This is a genomic window from Streptomyces sp. 3214.6, assembly GCF_900129855.1.
GTDB classification, from domain to species: domain Bacteria; phylum Actinomycetota; class Actinomycetes; order Streptomycetales; family Streptomycetaceae; genus Streptomyces; species Streptomyces soliscabiei.
Map to the genome: position 1 here is coordinate 815,409 of NZ_LT670819.1, position 21,926 is coordinate 837,334.

A 21,926-nucleotide genomic window follows, 5' to 3' on the forward strand; every position below is an offset into this window, starting at 1 on the left:
GCGACGCCGCTCACGCGCGGGTCCACTTCTGGCCCGCCTGGCCGGTGCAGGTCCACAGGACCAGCGGGGTGCCGTTGGCGGTGCCGGACCCGTTGACGTCGAGGCACAGCCCGGCGTTGACGTTGCGGATCGACCCGTCGGCTTGCATGGTCCACTTCTGGTTGCTCTGACCGTTGCAGGACCAGGTGATGACCCGGGTTCCGTTGGTGGTGCCGTGGTTGTAGGCGTCCAGGCACTTGTCGCCGAAGACACGGATCTCGCCACCGGCCCACGTGGTCCACAGCTGGTCGGCGGCCGTGTGGCAGTCCCAGATCAGTGCCGTGGCTCCGGCCGCCGTGGAGGCGTTGTCCACGTCCAGGCAGCGGCCGGCGGCGCTGCCTCGCAGACGGGAAGTGGTGGCGGGCACCGGGCTGCCACCGGCCACCTTGAACACGGCGGCGCCGTGCGCGGGGACGCTCGCCGAGATCTGGCCGGAGGTGCTCGACGTACCGCCGGTCCACAGGTCGGTGAGGGTGAACGAGCTTCCGCTGAGGCCGACTTGTGCGGCCGTGGCGGTGACGGTCGCGGTGCCGCTCCCCCGGTTGAACAGGCCCACGGCGACGGAGCCGTCGGACAGGGGCTTGGCGAACACCTCGGTGCTGCCGTCGTCGCGCACCCGGCGTCCGCCCGCGCCCAGCGAGTCCTGGTTGACCGCCAGCAGGCGGGGGTTGCGCAGGATGGCGCTCACGTCGGCGGACATGGTGCGGATGTCGTTGCCGGCCATGAGGGGGGCCGAGAGCAGCGACCACAGGGCGAAGTGCGAGCGGGACTCGGTCAGTGACAGTCCGGGGCGGCCGACGACCAGCATGTCGGGGTCGTTCCAGTGGCCCGGACCCGACTGAGCGGCCAGCGGCGCGGTGACGTCGAGGACGTTGCCGACTCCCATCGGGTAGCTGTTGGTGTTGCCGTTCTGCCAGATGTCGAGGAGGTCCTCGGTCGTCCGCCACAGGTCGGCGACCTGGCCCCAGTTGTAGGTGGCGCCGGTGATGGCGTGGAAGCTGTTGGGGTTGATGCTGTAGACGATCGGGCGGCCGGTGGCGCGCAGCGCGTCGCGCATGAGCGTGAACCGCGCGACCTGCTCGTCACGTGTGCCGCTGGAGGAGCACCAGTCGTACTTGAGGTAGTCCACCCCCCACGAGGCGAACGTGGCGGCGTCCTGGGTCTCGTGGCCCCGGCTGCCCGTGGACCCCGGGTAGCCGCCCGAGGTCTGCGCGCAGGTGCGCTCTCCCGGCACCTGGTAGATGCCGAACTTCAGGCCCTTGCCGTGGATGTAGTCGCCGAGCGCCTTCATCCCGCTGGGGAACTTGGCCGAATTCGCCCGCAGGTTGCCCGCCGCGTCACGCTGCGGGTCGAACCAGCAGTCGTCGACCACCACGTACCGGTAGCCCGCGTCCTTCATGCCCGAGGACACCATGGCGTCGGCGGCCTGGCGGACCTGTGCCTCGGTGATCCCGCATCCGAAGCTGTTCCAGCTGTTCCAGCCCAGCGGCGGGGTGAGTGCCGGGCTGCCGGGCGCGGCCGCGGCGGTGGAGTGGACGGAGGCCGTGAAGGACGCGGTGAGCGTCAGCGCGGCGGCCGCGAAGAGTTCGAGCAGTCGTCTGCCTGGTCGTCGGGGCACCGTGAGGTCCTTTCCAGGGGTGAGGGCGCCGTGGGGATGATCATCGACGGCGCCAGACAGCGGATGAAAGCCGCGCTGCGACGACAATGTCATGCCTATGACACCTCATCGATCATTCGAAATTTCCACTTGATTTCGGATCGTCAATCTCACGGATCCTAGAGAGAGTCCCGAGCCTGTCAACACATTCGTCGAGACCGCCGCGCCAGTGACCGGCAATCGACCACCATCAGCCACCCCAGAACTCCGAAATATTTCGCTGCTCGAAGCGAATCATGCGGGACCTATTGACGGGAGCTGTCGGCCTCCTATCATCCAGAAAGCTCGATGAGTCGATGAGTGTTCGCGATTTCGAACACGGCGAGTGCACCCCCCACCCAAGCGCTCCCTCACAGAGAGAACGACACATGGATCTGTCATGCTCTCAACAATTTCTGGGCCGTCGCCGGGCGCTGGCCGCCGCCGCCGGCCTGGTCACCGGCGCCCTCCTCCCCCAGACGCCGGCCCGCGCGGCCGGCACGGCGTACACCAACCCGGTGATCTGGCAGGACTTCGCGGACATCGACGTCATCCGTGTCGGCGGCACCTACTACGCCTCGGCCTCGACGATGCACTACTCACCGGGCGCGCCCGTCCTGCGTTCGTACGACCTGGTGAACTGGGAGATCGCCGGTCACTCGGTGCCCGTTCTCGACTTCGGCGCCAAGTACGACCTGAACGGTGCCCGTGGCTATGTCAGAGGGATCTGGGCGTCGTCGCTGGCCTACCGTCCGAGCAACAGGACGTTCTACTGGCTGGGCCAGATCGACTTCGCCCGAACGTACATCCACACCGCCACCGCCGTCGAGGGGCCGTGGAGCAGACTGACGACGATCAGCACGCCGTACTACGACGCGGGGCTCCTCGTCGACACCGACGACACCCTCTACGTGGCGTACGGGAACACCACCATCAACGTGGCCCAGCTCTCGCCCGACGGCCGCACCCAGGTCCGCACCCAGCAGGTGTTCACGACACCGTCGAGCGTCGGCACCCTCGAAGGCTCCCGCTTCTACAAGATCAACGGGCAATACTACATCTTCCTGACCCGCCCCGCCAACGGGCAGTACATCCTGAAGTCGTCGGGCGGCCCCTTCGGCCCGTACACGATGCGGCAGGTGCTCCTCGACCTGCGCGGGCCGATACCCGGCGGTGGCGTCCCGCACCAGGGCGGGCTGGTGCAGACGCAGAACGGCGCCTGGTACTACCTGGCCTTCGTCGACGCGTACCCCGGCGGCCGGATGCCTGCCCTGGCACCGGTCACCTGGACCTCGGACGGCTGGCCCGTCGTGCAACTGGTGAACGGCGCATGGGGCACCTCGTATCCCGTCCCCGCCGTGCCCGCTCCACCACGCCAGGTCACCCCCCTGATCGGCGTCGACACCTTCGACGGCACGACTCTCAAGCCGAGATGGGAGTGGAACCACAACCCGGACAACACCAAGTGGTCGGTCGACAACGGACTGACCCTGCGGACCGCGACCGTCACCGACGACCTGTACTGGGCCCGCAACACCCTCACGCACCGCATCCAGGGCCCCACCTCCACCGCCACGGTCCAGCTCGACCACTCCGCGATGCGGGACGGCGACCGGGCCGGACTGGCGCTGCTGCGTGACTCCTCCGCCTGGATCGGTGTCAAACGGGCCGGCGGCACGACGCGGGTGGTGATGGTCAACGGGCTGACCATGGACAGCAACTGGAACACCACCGGCACCGGCACGGAGGCCGCGAGCGCGACCGTCCCCGGCGGCCGCATCTGGCTGCGCGCGACCGCGGACATCCGCCCCGGCGCGGCACGCCCCGGCGCGTTCTCCTACAGCACCGACGGCACCACCTTCACCCGCCTGGGGCCCGCCTTCTCCATGGGCAACGACTGGCGGTTCTTCATGGGCTACCGATTCGCCCTCTTCAACCACGCCACCCAGGCACTCGGCGGCGCGGTCCGCGTCACTCGGTTCGAGCTGTCCGTGCCCTGAACCGCTCCATCCCTCGCACCATCCACCCGCACCCGACCGCACCTGGAGAACCATGAATCCGCTGAAACGACTCGGCCGTCGCCGAGCCTCGGTGTTATCCCTGCTGGCCGTGGCCGCACTGGTCACACCCGCGGCCGCGACCGCCGCGCCCGCCGCGCCCGCCGCGCCCGCCGCCGTCCGGGCCTCCACGCTGGGCGCGCAAGCGGCCCAGTCCGGACGGTACTTCGGAACCGCCGTGGCCGCCGGAAGGCTCGGCGACGGCGTCTACACGGGGATCCTGGACCGCGAGTTCAACTCGGTCACGCCCGAGAACGAGATGAAGTGGGACACGACCGAGCCGTCCCGCGGCTCGTTCAACTTCGGTCCCGGCGACCAGATCGTCAACCGCGCCACGGCCCACGGCCAGCGCATGCGCGGTCACACCCTGGTCTGGCACTCCCAACTGCCCGGCTGGGTCAACTCCATCAGGGACGCGAACACGCTGCGCAGCGTGATGAACAACCACATCACCACCGTGGCCAACCACTACAAGGGCCGCATCCACTCCTGGGACGTGGTCAACGAGGCCTTCGCCGACGGCGGCAGCGGCCAGCACCGCCCCTCGGTGTTCCAGAACCTCCTGGGCGACGGCTTCATCGAGCAGGCCTTCCGCACCGCCCGCTCGGCCGACCCCGCGGCCAAGCTCTGTTACAACGACTACAGCATCGAGGACTGGAACTCCGCGAAGACCCAGGGCGTCTACCGCATGGTCCGCGACTTCAAGTCGCGCGGCGTGCCCATCGACTGCGTCGGCTTCCAGTCCCACTTCGGCGCCGGCGGCCCTCCCGGCAGCTTCCAGACGACGCTGTCGAACTTCGCCGCCCTCGGCGTGGACGTGCAGATCACCGAACTGGACATCGCGCAGGCACCGGCCACCGCGTACGCCAACACGGTGCGGGCCTGCCTGAACGTGGCGCGCTGCAACGGCATCACCGTCTGGGGCATCCGCGACAGCGACTCCTGGCGCTCCGGTGAGAACCCGCTGCTGTTCGACCGCAACGGCAACAAGAAGGCCGCCTACCGTTCGGCGCTGACCGCGATGGGCGGCACGCCCGCCGCACGCACCGCGGTCGCGCCCCGGTCCGCCGCCGCGCTGCCCTCCAGTTTCTCGTGGAGCTCCAGCGGCGCCCTGATCGCGCCGAAGCCGGACTCGACCCACAACATCGCGGGCATCAAGGACCCGACGGTCGTCTACTACAACGGCAAGTACCACGTGTTCGCGAGCACCGCGAGCGCCGCCGGGTACAACCTCGTGTACCTGAGCTTCTCCGACTGGTCGCAGGCGGGTTCGGCCACGCACCACTACCTGGACCGCACGGCCGTAGGCGCCGGGTACCGGGCCGCGCCGCAGGTCTTCTACAACACGCAGCAGCGCCTGTGGTACCTCGTCTACCAGACCGGCAACGCGTCCTACTCCACCAACCCCGACATCAACAACCCGAACGGGTGGAGCGCACCGCGCAACTTCTTCGCGTCGATGCCGGACATCATCAGGCAGAACATCGGCAACGGCTTCTGGGTCGACATGTGGGTGATCTGCGACAGCGCCAACTGCTACCTGTTCTCCTCCGATGACAACGGACACCTGTACCGCTCGCAGACGACCGTCGGCCAGTTCCCGAACGGGTTCACCAACACCGTCATCGCGGCGCGGGACAGCAAGTACAACCTGTTCGAGGCGAGCAACGTCTACAAGGTGCAGGGCACCAACCAGTACCTCCTGATCGTCGAGGCGATCGGATCGGACGGCAGGCGGTACTTCCGCTCCTGGACGTCGGGCAGCCTCGCCGGCTCGTGGACGCCGCTCGCCGCGTCCGAGAACAACCCCTTCGCACGGGCCAACAAGGTGTCCTTCCCGTCCGGGGCGTGGACCCGGGACATCAGTCACGGTGAGATGATCCGCGCCGGGTACGACCAGACACTGACCATCCCCAACTGCCGTCTGCAGTACCTGTACCAGGGCCTCAACCCCAACGCGAGCGGCGACTACAACAGTCTGCCGTGGCGGCTCGGACTGCTCACCCAGACCAACTCGACCTGCTGACGACCTGGGCCCCGCCGCTCGTGCGGGGCCCAAGTCCTGCCAGTGCCCACGGTACGGGCGGCGGCGCGGTGGGCACCCCACCATTTGGCGAACTGCTTGTCGCGCGTGGACAGTTCACCGACCAGCTCGATCAGGCGCGGGTCCTCGGGGTACTTCGCCCCTCCATGCGCAGCTGCTCCACGGCGATCTGCGCCGAACCCTTCCAGTCCGCGTACAGGCCGCGCATCGCCGGATCGGTGAAGATGAGCCGCGGGTAGTTGCGGTGCTTCTCCGGGATGCTGGAGAAATCGGTGGCCAGCGCGGCCGCCAGTGCGTTCCACGCCAGAATGTCACCGCGCCGCCCCTGCACGATGGCCGGGGTCGCGGTGAGGTCGTCCAGCACGCGTTGCAGCTGCGGTTGAACCTTCTGCCTGCCTGGGCGCCGGGTGCGGACGGTGGTCTTGCCCGCGAGCTGGAAGAGGTAGCCCCGCTCGTCGTCGTCCAGGTGGAGCACCCGGGCGAGGGTGTCCAGCACCGGCGCGGACGCCTGCATACGGCCCTGCTCAAGCCGCGTGTAGTAGTCCGTGCTGATCGAGGCGAGCTGGGCGACCTCCTCACGGCGCAGCCCGGGAACCCGGCGGGGCCCGCCCGTCTCCGGCAGCCCGACCGTGCGCGGGCTCAGCTCCGAACGGCGCTTCTTGAGGAATTCTCCCAGCTCATTGAGGGGGACGTTGCTGGTCATGCTTCCCAGCATGACATCGATCGCACCTGGGGAAGGGGGGAGAATTTCCTCCCGGGATATCCCTCTCCCCGGATGGAATCCTCCGCTTTTGACGGCTGCCCTCGCATGTGAGGCTCGATCGTGAGCAGCCGTTCCCGGGCCCCCGGCGCGGTGCGCTTCGAGACCCTGGCCGACCTGTACACCGTCCACCGCGGGCGCGGTCCTACCCCGCCCGCTTCGGCACCGCCGGCCACACCGTCGCCCTCTTCTCCCGCAACGCCGAGAACCTGGACGGCCTCGCGGCCGGGCTGGCCCGCGAGGGCATCCAGGCCCGCGGTTTCACCGCCGACGTCCTCGACCTCGATTCCCTCTGCGCCGCCCCGTACGCGGCCGCAGCCCAGAAGACGAGACCACAACACTGATGTACCCCTCTGGCAGCCCGGTCACGGCGTACTCTTCCTCCGCGTTTGTCGTAGTCCGAACCAACTGCCGGCCGCGCGTGTCGATGACAGTTACTGCGGCATGGCGCACGGGTCGCTGCTGGGCGTTGCGGACTGTGCCGAAAAGCATGGGCACCGACTCGCCGAAGTGGTGATGGTGGTGGACCGGGAGCGCAGTGGGCGTGGGCGTCTCCACGGAGGAGTCCTCTACCGGTGGCTCCTCGATATTTTCCTCGGTGTTCAAGCCCTGGGTGCGACACCACTGCTGGGAACGCTGAGCACGATGAATAGGCCCATGCCCACTGCGGGGAAGAGCTGTTTGGTGAAGGGCGCAACGCCGAAGGAGAATGTGGCCACCGCTGTGGTGAGCAAGAAGGCGACCACCATGGTTGAGGGGTCGTCGGGAAGATAGCCCAGTCCCACTCCGGCCAGGAAGCCCACGGGGCTGAGGAGGGCGGAAAGGCCCATTACTGTCAGCAGTTTCCGGCGCCGGTTGAAGGTCACCGGGTGGTGCCCATCTGGTCTTTTGCCACAGTGGGTGCTACGTCCTCGACTTGCAGCTTGACGCGGTCATGTGCAGCAACTGTGCTGAAGTCCTTGATGAGAGCCTGCTCGAGTGACACTCCGCCTTGGCCACGTAGAGCACACCGTGTGTGCGCCCGGGGACGTAACCCGCCACGGCATTGCGGTCGAGTACTGCTCGGCGGGCTTCCTGGCGTCCGGCCACGGCGGTGACGTCGAACCCACCGGGATGCTGTCGCCGCAGAACTGGGCCCCTTCGCGTTGCCGTCCTCCGGGACCAGGATGGCGGGCCCGCCGTTGGCCTCGACCCATCGGACATCCCTCCGCGGCCAGAAGCGCGGGGCGAAGGCGGCCTACCGCCCCGCCCTGACGACGGGCGCGGTGTCGGAGCCGGCGCTGGCGGGGATGCCCGCCCCGGGCCCGGTGGAATCGGGTGCCCGCGACCCGGCCTGACAGATCGAGTTCGGCGCCGGGCTCGGCCACGCTCCGGGACGACCGCTCACTCGTGCCGGAGGCCCTCCGGCCGCGTCGACCGCCACAGTGTGGGAAGGGTCAGCAGGGTCACGCCGACGGCGGCGGTCGCGCCGATGCCGGCCATGGCCGGCAGGGTGCTCCAGTCGTAGACCAGGGGCTTGCCGATGAGACCGAGCAGTGCGCCGCCGAGGAGCGTCCCGACCAGCTCCGCGACGAGCAGCCCCAGCGCGACGGGCAGTGCGGTCTGCCAGAGGACGGATGCGCCGAGCGTACGCCGCCCGGTACCGAAGGCGACCAGCACGGCCATGATGCGTGCACGGTCTCGGAGTTGTTCCAGCGCGCCGAGCAGCATGCTCGCGGCGATCAGCATCAGGACGGCCGTCACCCCGGCCAGCAAGGCCCGCTTGATCCCGTCGAGGGCCGGATTGCCCTGAGGCTGTCCTGGGAAGTCGACAGTGAAGGAAGGGTCCAGCCGGGCGGCCGCGGTACGGATGCGGTCCTGCACGTCCCTGCTTGCGGCCGTGTAGGTGAGGTCGACCGTGCTGACAGCGTGTGCGATCGCGTTCGGCCCTGCCGCCCTGGGGGTGGTGAGCAGCATGCGCTCGGGGAAGTCGACTGCTGGATCGGCGCTCTTGGCGTGAGTGGTGCCGGTGATGCGCGGTACCTTCCATTCGGGGCCGTCAGCGCCGATGCGCAGCCTCATGCCCGCCTTCCACGTGGTCATGTCGTCCGCTCCGTGCGTCCCGGCCGGAGTGACGAGGAAGGCGTCCCCGTCGGAACAGGCGGGCAACACGGCCAGTCGGCGCAACCCGGCGCAGTCGGCTATGCGGACCGTCTGCGGGAACGCGCCGTCGGGCGTACTCACGGACAACTCCCCAAAACCGACGGCCTGCCGCACACCGGGAGTCGAGGCGAACACCGGGGCGTACCGCTCCTCGCCCCCCTTGCCGTCATCGAGGCGGGCGAAACCTATGTGTGTGCGGGGCGAGGAGGAACCGTGCGCCGCCTGTGGGGTGTGGTCCGCAGATTGCTGGGTGATCCCGGTGAAGAGGGTCTGCAGCGCCACGGCACCGGCCACGGCGACCGCGATCCCGTTGACCGAGCGGGTGGCAGCCTCGCCGTGCAACTGCATCCTCCGCACCGCCAGTTGCCAGGACAGCGGACCGAAGCCGCCGATCAGCCCGGTGAAGCGTTCCACGATCCAAGGCAGCACGGCGGTGACCCCGACGAGCAGCGCGAGCATGCCGGCGATCACCTGCACGACGGTGGTGACGTCCTGCAGGTCGGGTGCGTTACGCACGGACGTCCGCAGCAGGACCAGTCCCAGCAGGGGAAGCGCGATACGCCACCACAGGCGCCGGGTGGTCCCGCCGGACCTGCGGACGACTCCGAGGGGCTCCACGGCCACCTTGTTCATCGCCATCCGCGTGACGACGAGGGAGAGTGCCAGGACGGCGACGACCGTGAGGGCCGCCAGTAGAGGCTGTGGAGTGAGATCCTCGGTGAAGACGCCCAGCCCCTGAACCTCCACCAGCCCGACGAACTGACGGCCCGCCATGAACAGGATCGCGCCCAGCACGATACCGGCCAGTGTGCTGAGCAGCGTCTCGCCCGCGGCGATGCCGGCCGTCATCCGACGGTCCGCGCCGACCAGCCGCAGGGCGGCCAGCCGCCGGTCCCGGTGCTCACCGCCGAACCGGACGGCCGCGGCGATGAAGATGCCGACCGGGGCGAGCAGCACGACGATCCCCGCGATGCTGAGCAGGGCGAGTTCGGGGGAGAGGGGCTTCTTCGGGTAGGCCTTCCCGAAGTGGTCCAGTCGCCGCGTGCCCGCGACGCCGTTCACCATGTGATCTCCGCCCAGGTAGAAGACGTACTCGCCGGGGTCGAGCAGGCCCGGGTCGCCTACCTCGCCCACGACGGTGTGGGCGAGGCGCTCGCGCAGCAGCTCGCTGCCCGGTGCGGCCAGCAGCTTGCGCAGTGCTGGTGACACGACCATCTCTCCGGGGCGTGGATAGCGGAGGAGTCCGGGCGGAAGCGGTGCGCCGGACCCCTCCGGCTGCACCATGCGCCCACGGATCTTCTTGTCCCTGAACACGGTGTCGATATCACTGATCAGCACCGTGCCCGCCGAGGGTTTGATGGCGCGGTCGTCGAGGTTGACGTCGATGCGGTGGTGAATGCGCTCGTCCCGGTCGTGCCTGGCGGTGGGTACCGACGCGGCGAGCAACAGCACGGCGACTCCGAGCCCGACCCCGACGGCCGTGAGGGTGGTGCGGATCTTGCCCTCCCGGCCACCGGTCAGGGCGAGCCGGGCACCGAGGCCGAGCGCGCGAAGCGCTCCGAAACGCCGTCCACCGCCCGGCACTCTCGCGGTCACGACATGGCGCTCATCTTGCGGAGCTGGGCTCACTGTCTTCCTCTCGTACGGGCGCGGGGCGCCGTCCGTACGGCCCGGCGGCCAGGGGGGAGGGGGGAGGGGTGCCGATCACAATCGGCCGTACAGAAGGGGGCGGCATGGCGTGGAACACGCCAGCTGGCATGCCACACTATACACCGTATGTATAGTCGCGCATACTTGTACCGTAGCAACCATGGTGCACCGTGTCACAACGTCATGCGGTGGTAACCGGTCACCGGCGCGGAGCGTACGGATGGTCGCCCGCTGGATCAGGGGCGTGAGCGGAGCGGTTCCAGCCGCTGAGCCGTGGGGAGGCCGGCTCCGCTGCGGGCGTCGCCGCTGGCGGGTTCGAGCGCCGTGTGCTCCCCGGCGACGCGGGGATTCACGCGGCGCGGTACAGACCCCGGCCCGCGCGGCGGATCTGGGACGTGCCGACCAGGCGGTCGAGAGTGCTGCGCACGGCGTTGATGCTGCCGCTGTCCGTGGCACGGCCGAGCGCCTCGGCGACATCGCGTGCCCGGACGTCGGTGTCACCGGCTCCGGCGAAGTAGTCCAGGATCTGCTCGGTGAGTTTGCCGTACTTCTGCTGACCGCCCGCCTCGTCGGAGGCCGTGGCCTCGTCGACGGGAGCCGTCGTGGCCGGCTCCCGTCGCGGCTCCACGCGGGTGGCACCGCCGGTCTCGTACGTGCCCGTGGCGCCGACGGCTACGGGCGGTGCCGACCCGGCGGCGGACATGAGGGTCTGCAGCGCACCCAGGGCCCGCTGGACTGAGCCGAGGTGCGCCTTGACCGCGGCCAACTCCCGTTCAAGGGCCTGCTTCTGGACCTCCAGCCGAGCCAGGTCCTCCTGGAGGCTCTCGGCGGTGACCTCGATCTCATGCGCAGCGTGGGTTACAGACACCATGTGTTCCTCTCGCCCCTCAACCCCGTGGTCGCGCCCGTGTCCCGTGCCACGACATGTCATTCGGCTCGCTATCGGCACCACGCAACGTCATAGGCGGGAACACCGGCGCGTCGAGGAGAGACCTGGCAGCCCCCGGGTGTCGACTATTCGATGGCGCAGCCCGGGTCGGGGGCGTCCTCCGAGAAGGGGGCGCCGTGCGGCAGCACGTAAAGGACTTCGAGAACGACGTCCGTGGTTTCGCGGTTCTCACCGATGTGCACGTGATCGGTGCCCGCCGGTTCCTGGATCGTGCTTCCCACCTCGGGGCCGCCCGGGGTCGCGTGGGTCAGGCCTGCGGGGAGGGAGACAGCGGCGAGCACAGCACCGACGGCTCCCAGACGTGCCAGGATGCGCATGAACGTCCTCTGAGTAAACGGGGGTTGGCATGCCCGACGCGGTGGCGTACCGCGAGCGGGAGTCGAGGAAGGCGTAGATCTTGCGCGGGTTGAACACCCACATGACTCGGTGGATCCCCTCGCGCGAGGCCGCGATACGGATCGGAACGCCTTGCGGTGCCGGGACTTCGACCCGCCGACCCAACAGCACAGATGACCGGCCACCCCTCAGCGATCGGGCCAGTCGGGACGATCACTTCCCCTCCGGCGGGTGCTGTACTGCTCCAGCAGTGTGTCTGCCGCAACCAGCGCCTGCTCGGCGGTACGCACTCCGGTAATGACACACAGCGTGTACTTCGCGTCCTCCAGAGCCCGGCTGGTCCGGCCAGTGGGACAGACGTCGTACTCGATCCGCGCTTGCGCGAACCGGGCGAGCGCAATGCGCACTTCCTTCTCCACAGGAACGATCACTGCGGTTCCCTCTCCCTCTTGCAACACAGTCCTTCAGGCGTCCTTACTGCTCCGGCATGTTGACCAACCGCACGCCAACTCCCCCCAACAGAGGGCGCAAAAATGGAGCCTGCCTTCACACGCACTGATTCGGCGAGTCGGCGGCTCAGTTGGCCGCCCTCACACAAGGACCACCCAGAGCACCTGTTTGTGACACCACGGCGGGAGGGACGAACTTTCACGCGCTGGCCGCTCGCCAACACAGTGTCACACCTGGGACAGGCACTCGGTCTCTATGGTCGGGCTGCCCCGGTCAGAGCTCAAAGTCCCTTTCTGACTACGGATTTACTGTGGCACGACCGATACTCGACCGCAGAGACACACGGGACAACATCTCATGGTGCGTTTCATGGATAAATCAAAAGTCCAATCCAGGCGCGGGACTTTCGCGAGACGCATCTGGTTCCAGAGGCTGCCCGACCAGCCGACGATAACGACCCCCCGACTCCGGCACTCCGAGGCCTTCCTCAACGCCGAACGTGCACGCCTTGCCGCGCAGCCGGGTCTTGGATTTGCCGGGCTACTGGTAGTCGTTCCACTGGCCGCACTGCTCGCCTTCGGTCCGGACGGCGCCGAGAGTGCGGTGGTCATCCTCTCGCCACTGATGACGTTCGCACTGCCGGTTCTCTCCATGGTCGCGTTCTGGTGGGAGGACTGGCCGGGTTCGAACCTGCGCCCTGGTTGGTCGGCCCTTGTGGACACGCTTTTGATTGCAGCGGCGGGTGTTGCCCTGGCGGCCGTCGGCCAGGTGATCGTGGGCCATTTCGACGTGTCCGGCCTCTTCGACCCCACTCCGGAACTCGGCAGCGCACCCTTGTACCCCGCCGCGATACCGCTGGGACTCACGGTCTTCACCGCGATGCTGCAACTCACCCTCGTGTGCGAGGGCTGGCCGTTCAAGCGACTGCCCAGGCTGGTCGCGGGTTTCGCAGCGCTGGCACTCTCCTGGGGACTGGCTCTCCTCGTGCAGTACACGGCGTACGGATTCCGCGCGCCGGCGAGCTCCGGCCTGATCAGTCAGGATGGTCCCTTCTCGCACGAGGACCTCAGTGCCGTGTTCGCACTGTGCGGGGCGTGGCAGGTTTGGTTCTTCATCGTTTGGCGTGGCTGGCCGTTGAACAAACTCGGCCGGCGATGGCTTCGGATCACTCTGGGGAATCTGCTCGTTTTCGCCGGAACGGCGTTCAGTCTCGCTCTGCTCGACGGTTTGTTCGGCGTGGCGGCACGTACCATCCTTGCGACCGTTACCAGTTTCAGCGCAGCCGGGCTGCTGGTGGCCATGCTCTTCGAGGGAGCCTTCCGCTCCCGGATGTCCGCCGGGTGGGAGCGGGCGACGACTCTCTGCGTCTCGGTGGTTGTGGGTGCTGGGCTCTTCGGCGGGCTGATCACCTATGCGGGCACGCTCACCTGGACAACCTCGAGTGCCGAGGGATGGGTGTCCCATGTCTGCGTGAACGCCATGGGCTCGGGCGTGCTTTTGCATGTGGGTGTCAGCCGCCGTTGGCCGCTGAAGGGTACGACCGCGCCTGTGCAGCGATCGGCAGCACATCCGCCGGCCGGCGATCCGGGGTTGAGCAGTTCGGCACCCTGACAATGCCGGAACTCCCTTTGCGTCCCCGAACCGGAGCTCACCGTGACGTCATCATTTCGGCCTTGATCGACTACGGTGTTGTTATCCTCCCGTAGGGGGTCAAGGTGAGCGGACAGGGTCGTAAGCAACTGCGCGGTCGGCGCCGCGAGTGCAATGCGCTTGAGGAGCTGGCGTCGAAAGTCGAGGCCGGGCAGAGCTCAGCTCTTGTCCTACGCGGTGAAGCGGGAATAGGAAAGTCTGCTCTGCTCGATCATCTGGCTGGGTACGTCGCCGGATACCGCGTCGCTCGTAGTGCGGGTGCCGAGTCGGAGATGGAACTCCCGTTCGCAGGCCTGCACCAGTTGTGTGCACCATTCCTCGGTCACGCCGCCTCTCTTCCGCTTCCGCAGCAAGAAGCGCTGACCACTGCGTTCGGGGTCAGCACCGGCCCACCACCGGACCGGTTCCTGGTCGGTCTCGCCGTACTCGGACTGCTGACCGAGGTGGCCGCCGAGAAGCCGCTGTTCTGCTTGGTGGACGACGCGCAGTGGCTCGACCGGGTATCCGCACAGACCCTGGCCTTCGTGACACGGCGGATGCTCGCTGAATCCCTCGCACTGGTGTTCGCCACGCGTGAACTGAAGGCACGCGACGAGTTCGCCGGACTGCCTGAACTGACGATCGACGGCCTCGACAACAGCGACGCCCTCGCGCTTCTGGCTTCGGAGGCCGGCGGCCCCTTGGACGAACGAGTCCGCGACCGAATCCTCGCGGAAGCCCGCGGCAACCCCCTCGCACTTCTGGAACTTCCGCACAGCCGGGAAGAGACGGAAGCCATTGACGGATTCGGCCTGCCGGACCCCGGACCGGTGACCGGCCGCATCGAGCGGAGCTACCTCGAGCGGGTCCGCTCGCTCCCGCCCTCGACGCAGCGACTGCTGCTGGCAGCCGCCGCCGAACCGATCGGCGACGTGACACTCCTCAGACGCGCAGCGGCGCTCCTGGACATCGATCCTGAAGCGGCAGGCCCGGCAGTGGCAGCGGGGCTGTTCGACATCGGTGCTCTGGTGCGTTTCAAGCATCCGCTTCTGCGCTCGGCAATCTACCGGTCGGCCGAACTCGCGGAGCTGCGAGAGATCCACCGTGTCCTGGCAGAGGTGACCGACCCCGGCCACGATCCCGACCGGCGTGCATGGCACCTGGCACGATCAACCGTGCGGCCCGACGAGGCGATCGCCGCCGAACTGGAGTCATCCGCCGTGCGGGCGCAGGCGCGCGGCGGCACCGCCGCGGCCGCGGCGTTTCTCGCACACGCGGCTGTATTGACTCCGCAGCCCCGGCGGAAAGCGACGCGTGCCCTCGCGGCAGCTCAAGCGAAGCTTCGCGCCGGTGCACCAGCCGCGGCGCGTGATCTGCTGACCCTCGCCGAGAGCGGAGTCCTGGACGAGATCGGTCACGCTCGCGTGCACCTCACCCACGCTCAGATCGCCTTCGCCTCCAGCCGCGGCGCCGAAGCGCTCCCCCTCCTGCTGGCCGCCGCGCAGCGCTTGGTGCCGCTGGACGTCGGCCTGGCTCGCGAGACGTTTCTGGACACCGTGTCAGCGGCTATGTTCGCAGGGCGGCTCGCTGTTGGGGCTACGGTGCGAGAGGTGGCGGAAGCGGCGCACAGGACGTCACCGTCCAACACACGGCCGCCACGCAACGCCGACCTTCTCATGGATGCCTTGGCCACCCGGTTCACCAGTGGGTACCGCGACGCCGTCGTCGGCGCGCGTGACGCGGTGACCGGGCTCCGTCAGGAGACCGACCCCGAGCAGGTCCTGCGCTGGTCATGGTTGGGCGGCGCCCTCGCTGCCGATATGTGGGACGACGAAGGTTGGACTGAGCTGGCGACACGCCACGTGCAGACCACCCGCGCCGTCGGCGCGCTGACAGAGTTGCCCCTCGCGCTCCACTCACGGTCAGTCGTCCACACGTTCGCCGGTGAACTGGACGCGGCGGAACTACTCATCGCGGAGAGCCTCAGTGTCCAGGAGGCCGCCGGCAGCAACAGCTTCACGCCCTACGGAACGATTACCCTCGCCGCCTGGCAAGGAAGGGAACGCGAGGCCGTAACGCTTATCAGGGCCAGCCAGGACGAGGCCATCAATCGCGGTGAAGGCGCCGGCCTGTCCGTCGGCCATCGGGCCGCAGCAGTGCTCTACAACGGTTTGGGCCGATACGAGGAGGCATTCGACTCCGCCCGTCAGGCGAGCGCGCACCCGCAGGATGTCGCCGTATACAACTGGGGATTGACTGAACTGGTGGAGGCCGCAGTTCGCAGCGGTCACCGTGAGGCGGCCGAGGCCGCACTGGCCGAACTGACCCGGGCCACCGAAGCCGCGGGCACGGACTGGGCCTTGGGGGTTCAGGCACGCTCGCAGGCTCTGCTCGGCCAGGAGGACTCTGCCGAAGAGCTCTACCGCGAGGCTATCGAGCGACTCGGACGTACTCGGGTCAGGACGGATCTGGCACGGGCACACCTGGTGTACGGCGAATGGCTGCGCCGGCAGAACCGCCGCGTCGACGCCCGCGAGCAACTTCGCATGGCGCACACCCTCTTCAGTCAATTCGGCGCCGGCGCCTTCGCCGAGCGCTCCGTCCGCGAACTGCGGGCCGCCGGCGAGACCGTGACCCGTCGGACTGGTGCCGCCCCGGCGACGCTGACCCCCCAGGAAACGCAGATCGCGCAACTGGCCCGTGCGGGGCTCACCAACACCGAGATCGGCGCGCAGCTGTTCCTCAGCCCCCACACCGTGGAATGGCACCTGCGCAAGGTGTACGCCAAACTCAACATCACTTCTCGCCGGCTCCTGCGCACGGCGTTCTGACCGGTACGCCGCCCCGGACCCACTGATCTCGGCAGTGATGGAGCCGCTGGCCACCGACGCGAGACCAACAGTCCAGCGACTTGACGGACCAGCCCCAGGGACTCTCCACGGGGTGACCACGAAGCCACCTACGGCCTGTCAAGGGCGCGACCAGGTGCCTCTCTGCGGGAACCTGATGTCAGCCGCCCTTCAAGGGGGAAATCGCTGACTCAGTCCGGTCGACACTGCAAACGCCCCGGGTCTCTCGGAAAAGGGACGGTAATCAATCCATGGGGTAGACCAGAAACGGCGCCGATGAGTCCGAACACGTTCTTACGCGGCCTGCACCCCGGCCGGCCTCGTGGCTCGACCTGTCGGGCCGGTCTCCGTCAGGAGGGCCTGCTCCAGGCGGGCCAGGTTGCCTCCCTGTGCCGCCGCGAGGAAGGCCTGCACAAGACGGCGATGGCTGATGGAGTCCACCGGTTGCCGGTGACGCTTCGCACCCAGTCGCCGTTGTGCGCGAGTGACCTGCTGCCTGGCGTTGGCGACGCTGAGATGCAGAAGGCCGGCAATCCGCTCGTACGGATAACCGAACCCCTCCCGGAGGACGAAGGCTGTGCGCTGCGGAGGTGTCAACGTCTCCAGAAGCAGAGAGACCGCTCGCTCCACGGTGTCTTGCTGCTCGGCTCCTGATTCCGGGCTGGGGCTCGGGTCCAATGCCTCCGGAAGCCAAGGGGTGGCGCTGCGTTCCCGGCGTCTGTACGCCGATTGGACCGAGTTGATCGCCAGCCTGACGGTGATCGTCCGCAGTAGCGCCTGGGGGCGTCGCACTGACGTTCGATCGGTGCACTGCAGTCGCAGCCATACCTCCTGGACCACCTCTTCGGCCTCGCTCTCGTTGTCGAGGATGCGATGGGCGATCTTGAGGAGTGCCGGCCGATTCCGCAGGTATATGGACGCCGCATCCTCCAGATCATCAATTGTCGAGGGCGATGCGTGACCGCCGGCCATCGGCAATTGTCCGGCTTCGAGCAGGTACCTGTCCATGGTTGGATCCTCCGCTGGGTGGGTCAGCAACCCGGAAATTCGAGCTGCGACCAACCTCGCGCCGAGCACGCGTGGCCCGCGCCTTCAAGGCTCCGTGGGACCCCGTGGGGAACTGCGTGGTGATGCCGTGGTGAGTCCGTGGGCGCCCCGCTCGGCCGTGGGCTTGGACAGGACCTACGCCGAGCGCGGGCGACGTGTTGAACACGGCTAGCGTGTGGCCGTCAGGCCTTCCGGCCGCACCGAAGAGATCTCTTTGCGGGAGGAGATACCCAACTTCGCGAACACCTTGCGCAAATGCCAATCGACCGTATGGGGGCTGAGGAACAGTCGGGCGCCGATCTCCGGGTTGGTGAAACCCTCCTTGGCAAGCCGCGCGATCTCGACTTCTTTTGGCGTGAGGACCGCCGGCGCGACTGAGGCTCGTTTGCGCACCTTCGCTCCCGCAGCCTGGAGCTCACGTCGTGCGCGCTCCGCGAATGCCTCGGCGCCCGCCTCGCTGAGCATCTCGTGCGCTTCGCTCAGCCGTTCACGAGCGTCCGCTGATCGACCTTCACTTCGCAGCCACTCACCGTATCTGAGTCGGGCGCGGGCGCTGTCCATCCGGGCCTGCGTGCTGTCGAGCAGCTCGATGGCTTCTCGGTGCAGATCCTCGGCTGTCCTTCCGTCGCTCACCAGGGCACGGGTAGCCGCCGAAATACCGAGTGCCCAGGTGGTCTTGCTGGCCTGGGCCATCTCTTCGATCATCCGCGCGGCTTCGGCCGCCCTGGGTGTTCGCCCCAACCGTACGGCTGCTTCGACCAGTTCCACCCTGGACTGGAGGGACAAGCCGAGTTCCTGGGGGTTCTCGCATCCACGTTCTGCGCACGCGTAGGCCTCTTCGTATCGCCCAAGGCCGTTGTAGAGCACTGCCAAGGCCCATTGCGTGGCTGTCGTCACCTTTCCCTCGTCCTGCAGGAGACGGTCTTGCGTGAGCGCTTCGATCGCCTGATAGGTCGTGGACTCCCGCCCCTTGAAGGGTTCCAGAACCAGTGCGCCGTAGTGCGCGAAGAAACTGCTGCCCGTCGCTGTCGGCAACGGCTGAATTTGGGACCAGTTCGAACGGTTCAATCGTGAGCCACTGTGCGGCCTCGGTTGTTCGTCAGTCGTTGTCGGTGGCGGTGGGGACGCGGCCGAGTTCGCGGCCCTTCATGCGGTAGGACTCGCCTTTGAGGGAGTGGACCTCGGCGTGGTGGACGAGTCGGTCGATCATGGCGGCGGCGACGGTCTCGTCGCCGAAGGTCTCTCCCCAGCGTCCGAAGGGTTTGTTCGAGGTGACGATCACGCTGGCTCTCTCGTATCTGTTCGAGACGAGCTGGAAGAACAGGTTCGCGGCCTCGGCCTCGAACGGGATGTAGCCGACCTCGTCGATCACGATCAGCGGGTAGCGGCCGAGCTTGACCAGTTCGTCTTGGAGCCGGCCGCTCTGGTGGGCGGCGGCAAGGCGGTCGACCCACTGGGCGGCGGTGGCGAACGCGACCCGGTGGCCGGCCTGGCAGGCCCGGACGGCGAGTCCGGTCGCCAGGTGGGTCTTGCCGGTGCCCGGCGGTCCCAGGAAGACGGCGTTCTCTTTGGCCGCTATGAAGTCCAATGTTCCCAGGTGTGCGAGTTGTTGGCGCGTCAGACCACGCAGATGAGTGAGATCGAGCTCCTCGATGGTCTTGATGGCGGGGAAGCGGGCGGCGCGGATGCGGCCCTCGCCGCCGTGGGAGTCGCGGGCGGAGACCTCGCGCTGCAGGCAGGCGACCAGGTACTCGGTGTGGGTCCACGATTCGGTGCGGGCGCGTTCGGCCAGGCGCTCGGCGGCGTCCAGCAGGGCCGGGGCCTTCATGGCACGGGCGAGGAAAGCCAGGTCGGCGGCGGTCTGCCGGCCCGTGCGGGCGCTCTGGCCGTCGGGCTTGGCCGCGCCGGCCGCGTCCGCGGTGGGAGGGTGTGTTTTCGCGGGGGCGGTGGTTGGGGCCATCAGGTGTCCTCCTTCCCGCCGCCGCCCTCGATGAGGGTGAACATGCGGTCGTAGGTGCCCAGCTCGCGTTGTTCGACCTCGATGCCGAGGCTGTCGGGGGCCAGGGCCGCGGCCCTGGCGGTGGCCGCCCGGGCCGCCTGCTGGTGGATCACCTCACCGCGCAGGTTCCGGGCCGCCGCGGCGTGCTCGGGGTCGGTCAGGCTCTGATGCCTGGCCCAGCAGCGGGCATGACGGGCCACCAGGTCGTCGCCGCAGGTCACGGTGATCTCCTCGGTGTCGGCGTGCACCGTGACGATGTGGCCGATCGCGCGGGGGTGGACGGAGTAGTCGTTGGTGTCGACGCGGATGTAGTGGTCCCGGCCCAGACGGGTGCGAAGCGGCCACCAGTGGGGCGGGCCGACGGGCGGGATGGCGAGCATCGACGCCCGGTCGCGCTCCCAACGGTCGATCGGCCGGGCGTCGATGACGCGGTGATGGCGCCGGTTGGCGATCTGCAGCCAGGCGGTCAGCTGGGCATTGAAGTCGTCCGGGCCGGAGAAGAGGCGGCCGGGCAGGAAGCTGGTCTCCAGGTAGCCGTTCGCGCGCTCGACCAGGCCCTTCGCCTCCGGGTCCCGGGGCCGGCAGAGGTGCACCCGGATGGCGAGCAGGCCCGCGAACGCGGCAAACTCGCTGGTCAGGCGTCCCTTGCCGACTCCGGCTTCGTTGTCCCAGACCAGCATCTTCGGCACGGCTCCCCAAGCGGTCAGCAGCCGCCAGTGGGCGTCGATCAGATCGCCCGTCTGCCGTGAGGGCAGCATCCGAGCCGTGATCACCCGCGAATAACCGGACACCATGACCAGCACCGGCGGCCGCCCGCTCTGGCCGTAACCGAGCGGGATGTCCACGGCCGGGAACCACAGGTCGCACTGCGCGAGCTCACCCGGCTCATAGACCGTCCGCGAGACGGGGTCCACCGGCAGATAAGCCGGCCGCAGCTCACGCACCCGCTCCCGCAGAATCGTCAGCCCCCGCTCCCAGCCGATCCGCTCCGCGATCACCGTCACGGGCATCGTCGGCGTCTGTTTCAGCAGCTCCCGCACGGCAGGCTCCACCGCGTCCACCGCCGAGCCCTTCGGCGCCCGCCGATACCGCGGCGGACGGTCCGAGGCCAAAGCCCGCAGCACGGTGTTCCTGGAGATCCCCAGCTGACGGGCCACCGCACGAGCCGACAGCCCCTCCACCCGGTGCATGCGGCGGATCTCAGCCCAGTCCTCCACGTGGATCACCCTCTCTTCCTCCCGACCTCAGCACCAGTGAAGTCAGGATGATCAAGAGATCGCAGAGTGGCTCACTTTTCATCCGCCGTCCGTGGCCCTCGTTTCACCCGTTGCCGAGAGACCGGATTGCCGACATCCCCAAGTAGAAGGCGCCGAGCGAGCTTTCCCGGAGCTCACCGGCATCACAGAAGCATCGGTTTCGGCCGGAACGAGCCCCTCCAGCGTCCCGGACGGAATCAGCCCCCGTCAGGGCAGACAGAAGCACCTCCAGCGCGCCACGGGATTTACCACGCTCCCGGGGCGCACCGAAGGTGCGCTGAGTCTCTGACCTGACCTGCACCTATGTGCAGTGCCTAGTAAACGTGCAGGTCAGAGTGTTGCGATCGTCGTGCAGGCTGCTCGATTTGTGGGGACGGTGGGGTCAGGAAGGCTTGACCGCCGAAACCGGGGTGACGGTCACCTTGTTGTCGCACTCGGCCCACCACCCCTCGTTCAGGGCGACCTGGTGCTTCCCGGAGTGCGGCAGCCCGATGACCATCGTCGGAAACGCCGCCGGGGTCTTGCCCGACACGCAGTAGCCGTCGGCCTCCCCCTGGACCTGGACGAAGGTCAGCTTCACCCACGCCTTGCCGTGCGGCCGGACCGTCACGGTGGCCGCCCTGCCGGTGCGGGTGACCTTGAGCGGGGTGTTGTGGGCGGGGGAGCCGTTGCCGGCGCCCGCGACCGTCGGATGGCCCACCAGAACGCACGTCCTCCGGGAGACGTTGGTGAACTGCACGACCGCCGCCCCGGTCCCGGTCCCGACGGGCGGGTGGACGGCCTGCCGGGCGCTGACCTGGAGGGCGGAGGCCGGGCAGGCGGGCGGCGGGGTGGAGGTGGTGGTGCTCGCCGCCATGGCGGTGCCGGGCAGGATGCCGGTCACCGCCGCCGCGACGGCCGTGACCGCCGTCGTCGCCAGAGCCGCCCTGCGAACGCCGTTGCTGTGCCGCATGCTGTGGTCCCCCTGAGTCGTCTCGTCCGCGGGTTTCGGTCGTCGGTTGTTGCCCCGCGGTACGCGTGGTCGTAGTACGTGAGTGCAGACAGGGCGGGAGAGCGGCAGGGTTCCGTGCGGCGACTACTTGT

General features: G+C 68.3%; 16 protein-coding genes and 2 pseudogenes. 5 read left to right on the plus strand and 13 right to left on the minus strand.

The genetic code is table 11. The features are described 5' to 3' along the window. Nucleotides 1-10 precede the first annotated feature (10 nt). Nucleotides 11-1,657, minus strand: coding sequence for a glycoside hydrolase family 27 protein (locus tag B5557_RS03570; RefSeq protein WP_079657730.1), 1,647 nt, complete (start codon nt 1,655-1,657; stop codon nt 11-13). A gap of 407 nt (nt 1,658-2,064) precedes the next feature. On the opposite strand from B5557_RS03570, the gene B5557_RS03575 reads away from it, so the two are divergent. Both B5557_RS03575 and B5557_RS03580 read left to right on the plus strand, forming a co-directional pair. Continuing rightward, nucleotides 2,065-3,675 (plus strand): glycoside hydrolase family 43 protein, encoded by a 1,611-nt coding sequence (locus tag B5557_RS03575; RefSeq protein WP_079657731.1) that lies wholly within the window; start codon nt 2,065-2,067, stop codon nt 3,673-3,675. Between the two features lie 52 nt (nt 3,676-3,727). Continuing rightward, nucleotides 3,728-5,758 (plus strand): non-reducing end alpha-L-arabinofuranosidase family hydrolase, encoded by a 2,031-nt coding sequence (locus B5557_RS03580; protein WP_079657732.1) that lies wholly within the window; start codon nt 3,728-3,730, stop codon nt 5,756-5,758. Here B5557_RS03580 and B5557_RS03585 read toward each other — a convergent pair. Next, a pseudogene (locus tag B5557_RS03585) lies at nt 5,701-6,491 on the minus strand (helix-turn-helix domain-containing protein). The gene B5557_RS03580 and the pseudogene B5557_RS03585 overlap by 58 nt on opposite strands. A 95-nt stretch (nt 6,492-6,586) precedes the next feature. Here B5557_RS03585 and B5557_RS44420 point away from each other — a divergent pair. Then, the gene (locus B5557_RS44420; protein ID WP_197697336.1) at nt 6,587-6,880 is read left to right on the plus strand and encodes a hypothetical protein; all 294 of its coding nucleotides are present in this window, start codon (nt 6,587-6,589) and stop codon (nt 6,878-6,880) included. Here B5557_RS44420 and B5557_RS46090 read toward each other — a convergent pair. The 6 genes and pseudogenes from B5557_RS46090 to B5557_RS03620 all read right to left on the minus strand — a co-directional run bounded on the left by B5557_RS46090 (nt 6,798) and on the right by B5557_RS03620 (nt 12,044). Further along, on the minus strand, nt 6,798-7,028 hold the full coding sequence (locus tag B5557_RS46090) for a carboxypeptidase-like regulatory domain-containing protein (protein WP_443031381.1): 231 nt from the start codon (nt 7,026-7,028) through the stop codon (nt 6,798-6,800). The genes B5557_RS44420 and B5557_RS46090 overlap by 83 nt on opposite strands. Nucleotides 7,029-7,138: 110 nt before the next feature. Next, nucleotides 7,139-7,402 (minus strand): hypothetical protein, encoded by a 264-nt coding sequence (locus B5557_RS03600; RefSeq protein ID WP_143688282.1) that lies wholly within the window; start codon nt 7,400-7,402, stop codon nt 7,139-7,141. A 517-nt stretch (nt 7,403-7,919) separates the two neighbouring features. Beyond that, a complete protein-coding gene (locus B5557_RS03605; protein ID WP_159424320.1) occupies nt 7,920-10,274 on the minus strand; it encodes an FtsX-like permease family protein in 2,355 nt (784 codons plus the stop codon). Between the two features lie 403 nt (nt 10,275-10,677). Further along, a complete protein-coding gene (locus B5557_RS03610) occupies nt 10,678-11,199 on the minus strand; it encodes a hypothetical protein (protein WP_079657736.1) in 522 nt (173 codons plus the stop codon). A 143-nt stretch (nt 11,200-11,342) separates the two neighbouring features. Then, a pseudogene (locus B5557_RS46095) lies at nt 11,343-11,495 on the minus strand (cupin domain-containing protein); the annotation flags it as partial. A gap of 306 nt (nt 11,496-11,801) precedes the next feature. Continuing rightward, a complete protein-coding gene (locus B5557_RS03620; RefSeq protein WP_079657738.1) occupies nt 11,802-12,044 on the minus strand; it encodes a DUF5133 domain-containing protein in 243 nt (80 codons plus the stop codon). A gap of 376 nt (nt 12,045-12,420) precedes the next feature. On the opposite strand from B5557_RS03620, the gene B5557_RS03625 reads away from it, so the two are divergent. Continuing rightward, on the plus strand, nt 12,421-13,674 hold the full coding sequence (locus B5557_RS03625) for a hypothetical protein (protein WP_079657739.1): 1,254 nt from the start codon (nt 12,421-12,423) through the stop codon (nt 13,672-13,674). A 104-nt stretch (nt 13,675-13,778) separates the two neighbouring features. Further along, a complete protein-coding gene (locus B5557_RS03630; RefSeq protein ID WP_079657740.1) occupies nt 13,779-16,523 on the plus strand; it encodes an AAA family ATPase in 2,745 nt (914 codons plus the stop codon). 312 nt (nt 16,524-16,835) lie between these two features. Here B5557_RS03630 and B5557_RS03635 read toward each other — a convergent pair whose 3' ends face one another. From B5557_RS03635 to B5557_RS03655, 5 genes are all read right to left on the minus strand, one after another. Next, nucleotides 16,836-17,549: a sigma-70 family RNA polymerase sigma factor gene (locus B5557_RS03635; protein WP_079657741.1), complete on the minus strand. Its 714-nt coding sequence runs from the start codon at nt 17,547-17,549 to the stop codon at nt 16,836-16,838. A gap of 207 nt (nt 17,550-17,756) precedes the next feature. Further along, on the minus strand, nt 17,757-18,623 hold the full coding sequence (locus B5557_RS03640; protein ID WP_079657742.1) for a helix-turn-helix domain-containing protein: 867 nt from the start codon (nt 18,621-18,623) through the stop codon (nt 17,757-17,759). A 64-nt stretch (nt 18,624-18,687) separates the two neighbouring features. Next, on the minus strand, nt 18,688-19,548 hold the full coding sequence (gene istB / locus B5557_RS03645; RefSeq protein ID WP_079657743.1) for an IS21-like element helper ATPase IstB: 861 nt from the start codon (nt 19,546-19,548) through the stop codon (nt 18,688-18,690). Beyond that, nucleotides 19,548-20,813 carry an IS21 family transposase gene (gene istA / locus B5557_RS03650; RefSeq protein WP_079657744.1) on the minus strand — a complete coding sequence of 422 codons (1,266 nt, stop codon included), beginning with the start codon at nt 20,811-20,813 and terminating at the stop codon, nt 19,548-19,550. Before istA ends, istB begins: the two co-directional genes overlap by 1 nt. Nucleotides 20,814-21,225: 412 nt before the next feature. Beyond that, nucleotides 21,226-21,795: a DUF4232 domain-containing protein gene (locus B5557_RS03655; protein WP_079657745.1), complete on the minus strand. Its 570-nt coding sequence runs from the start codon at nt 21,793-21,795 to the stop codon at nt 21,226-21,228. Nucleotides 21,796-21,926 lie beyond the last annotated feature (131 nt).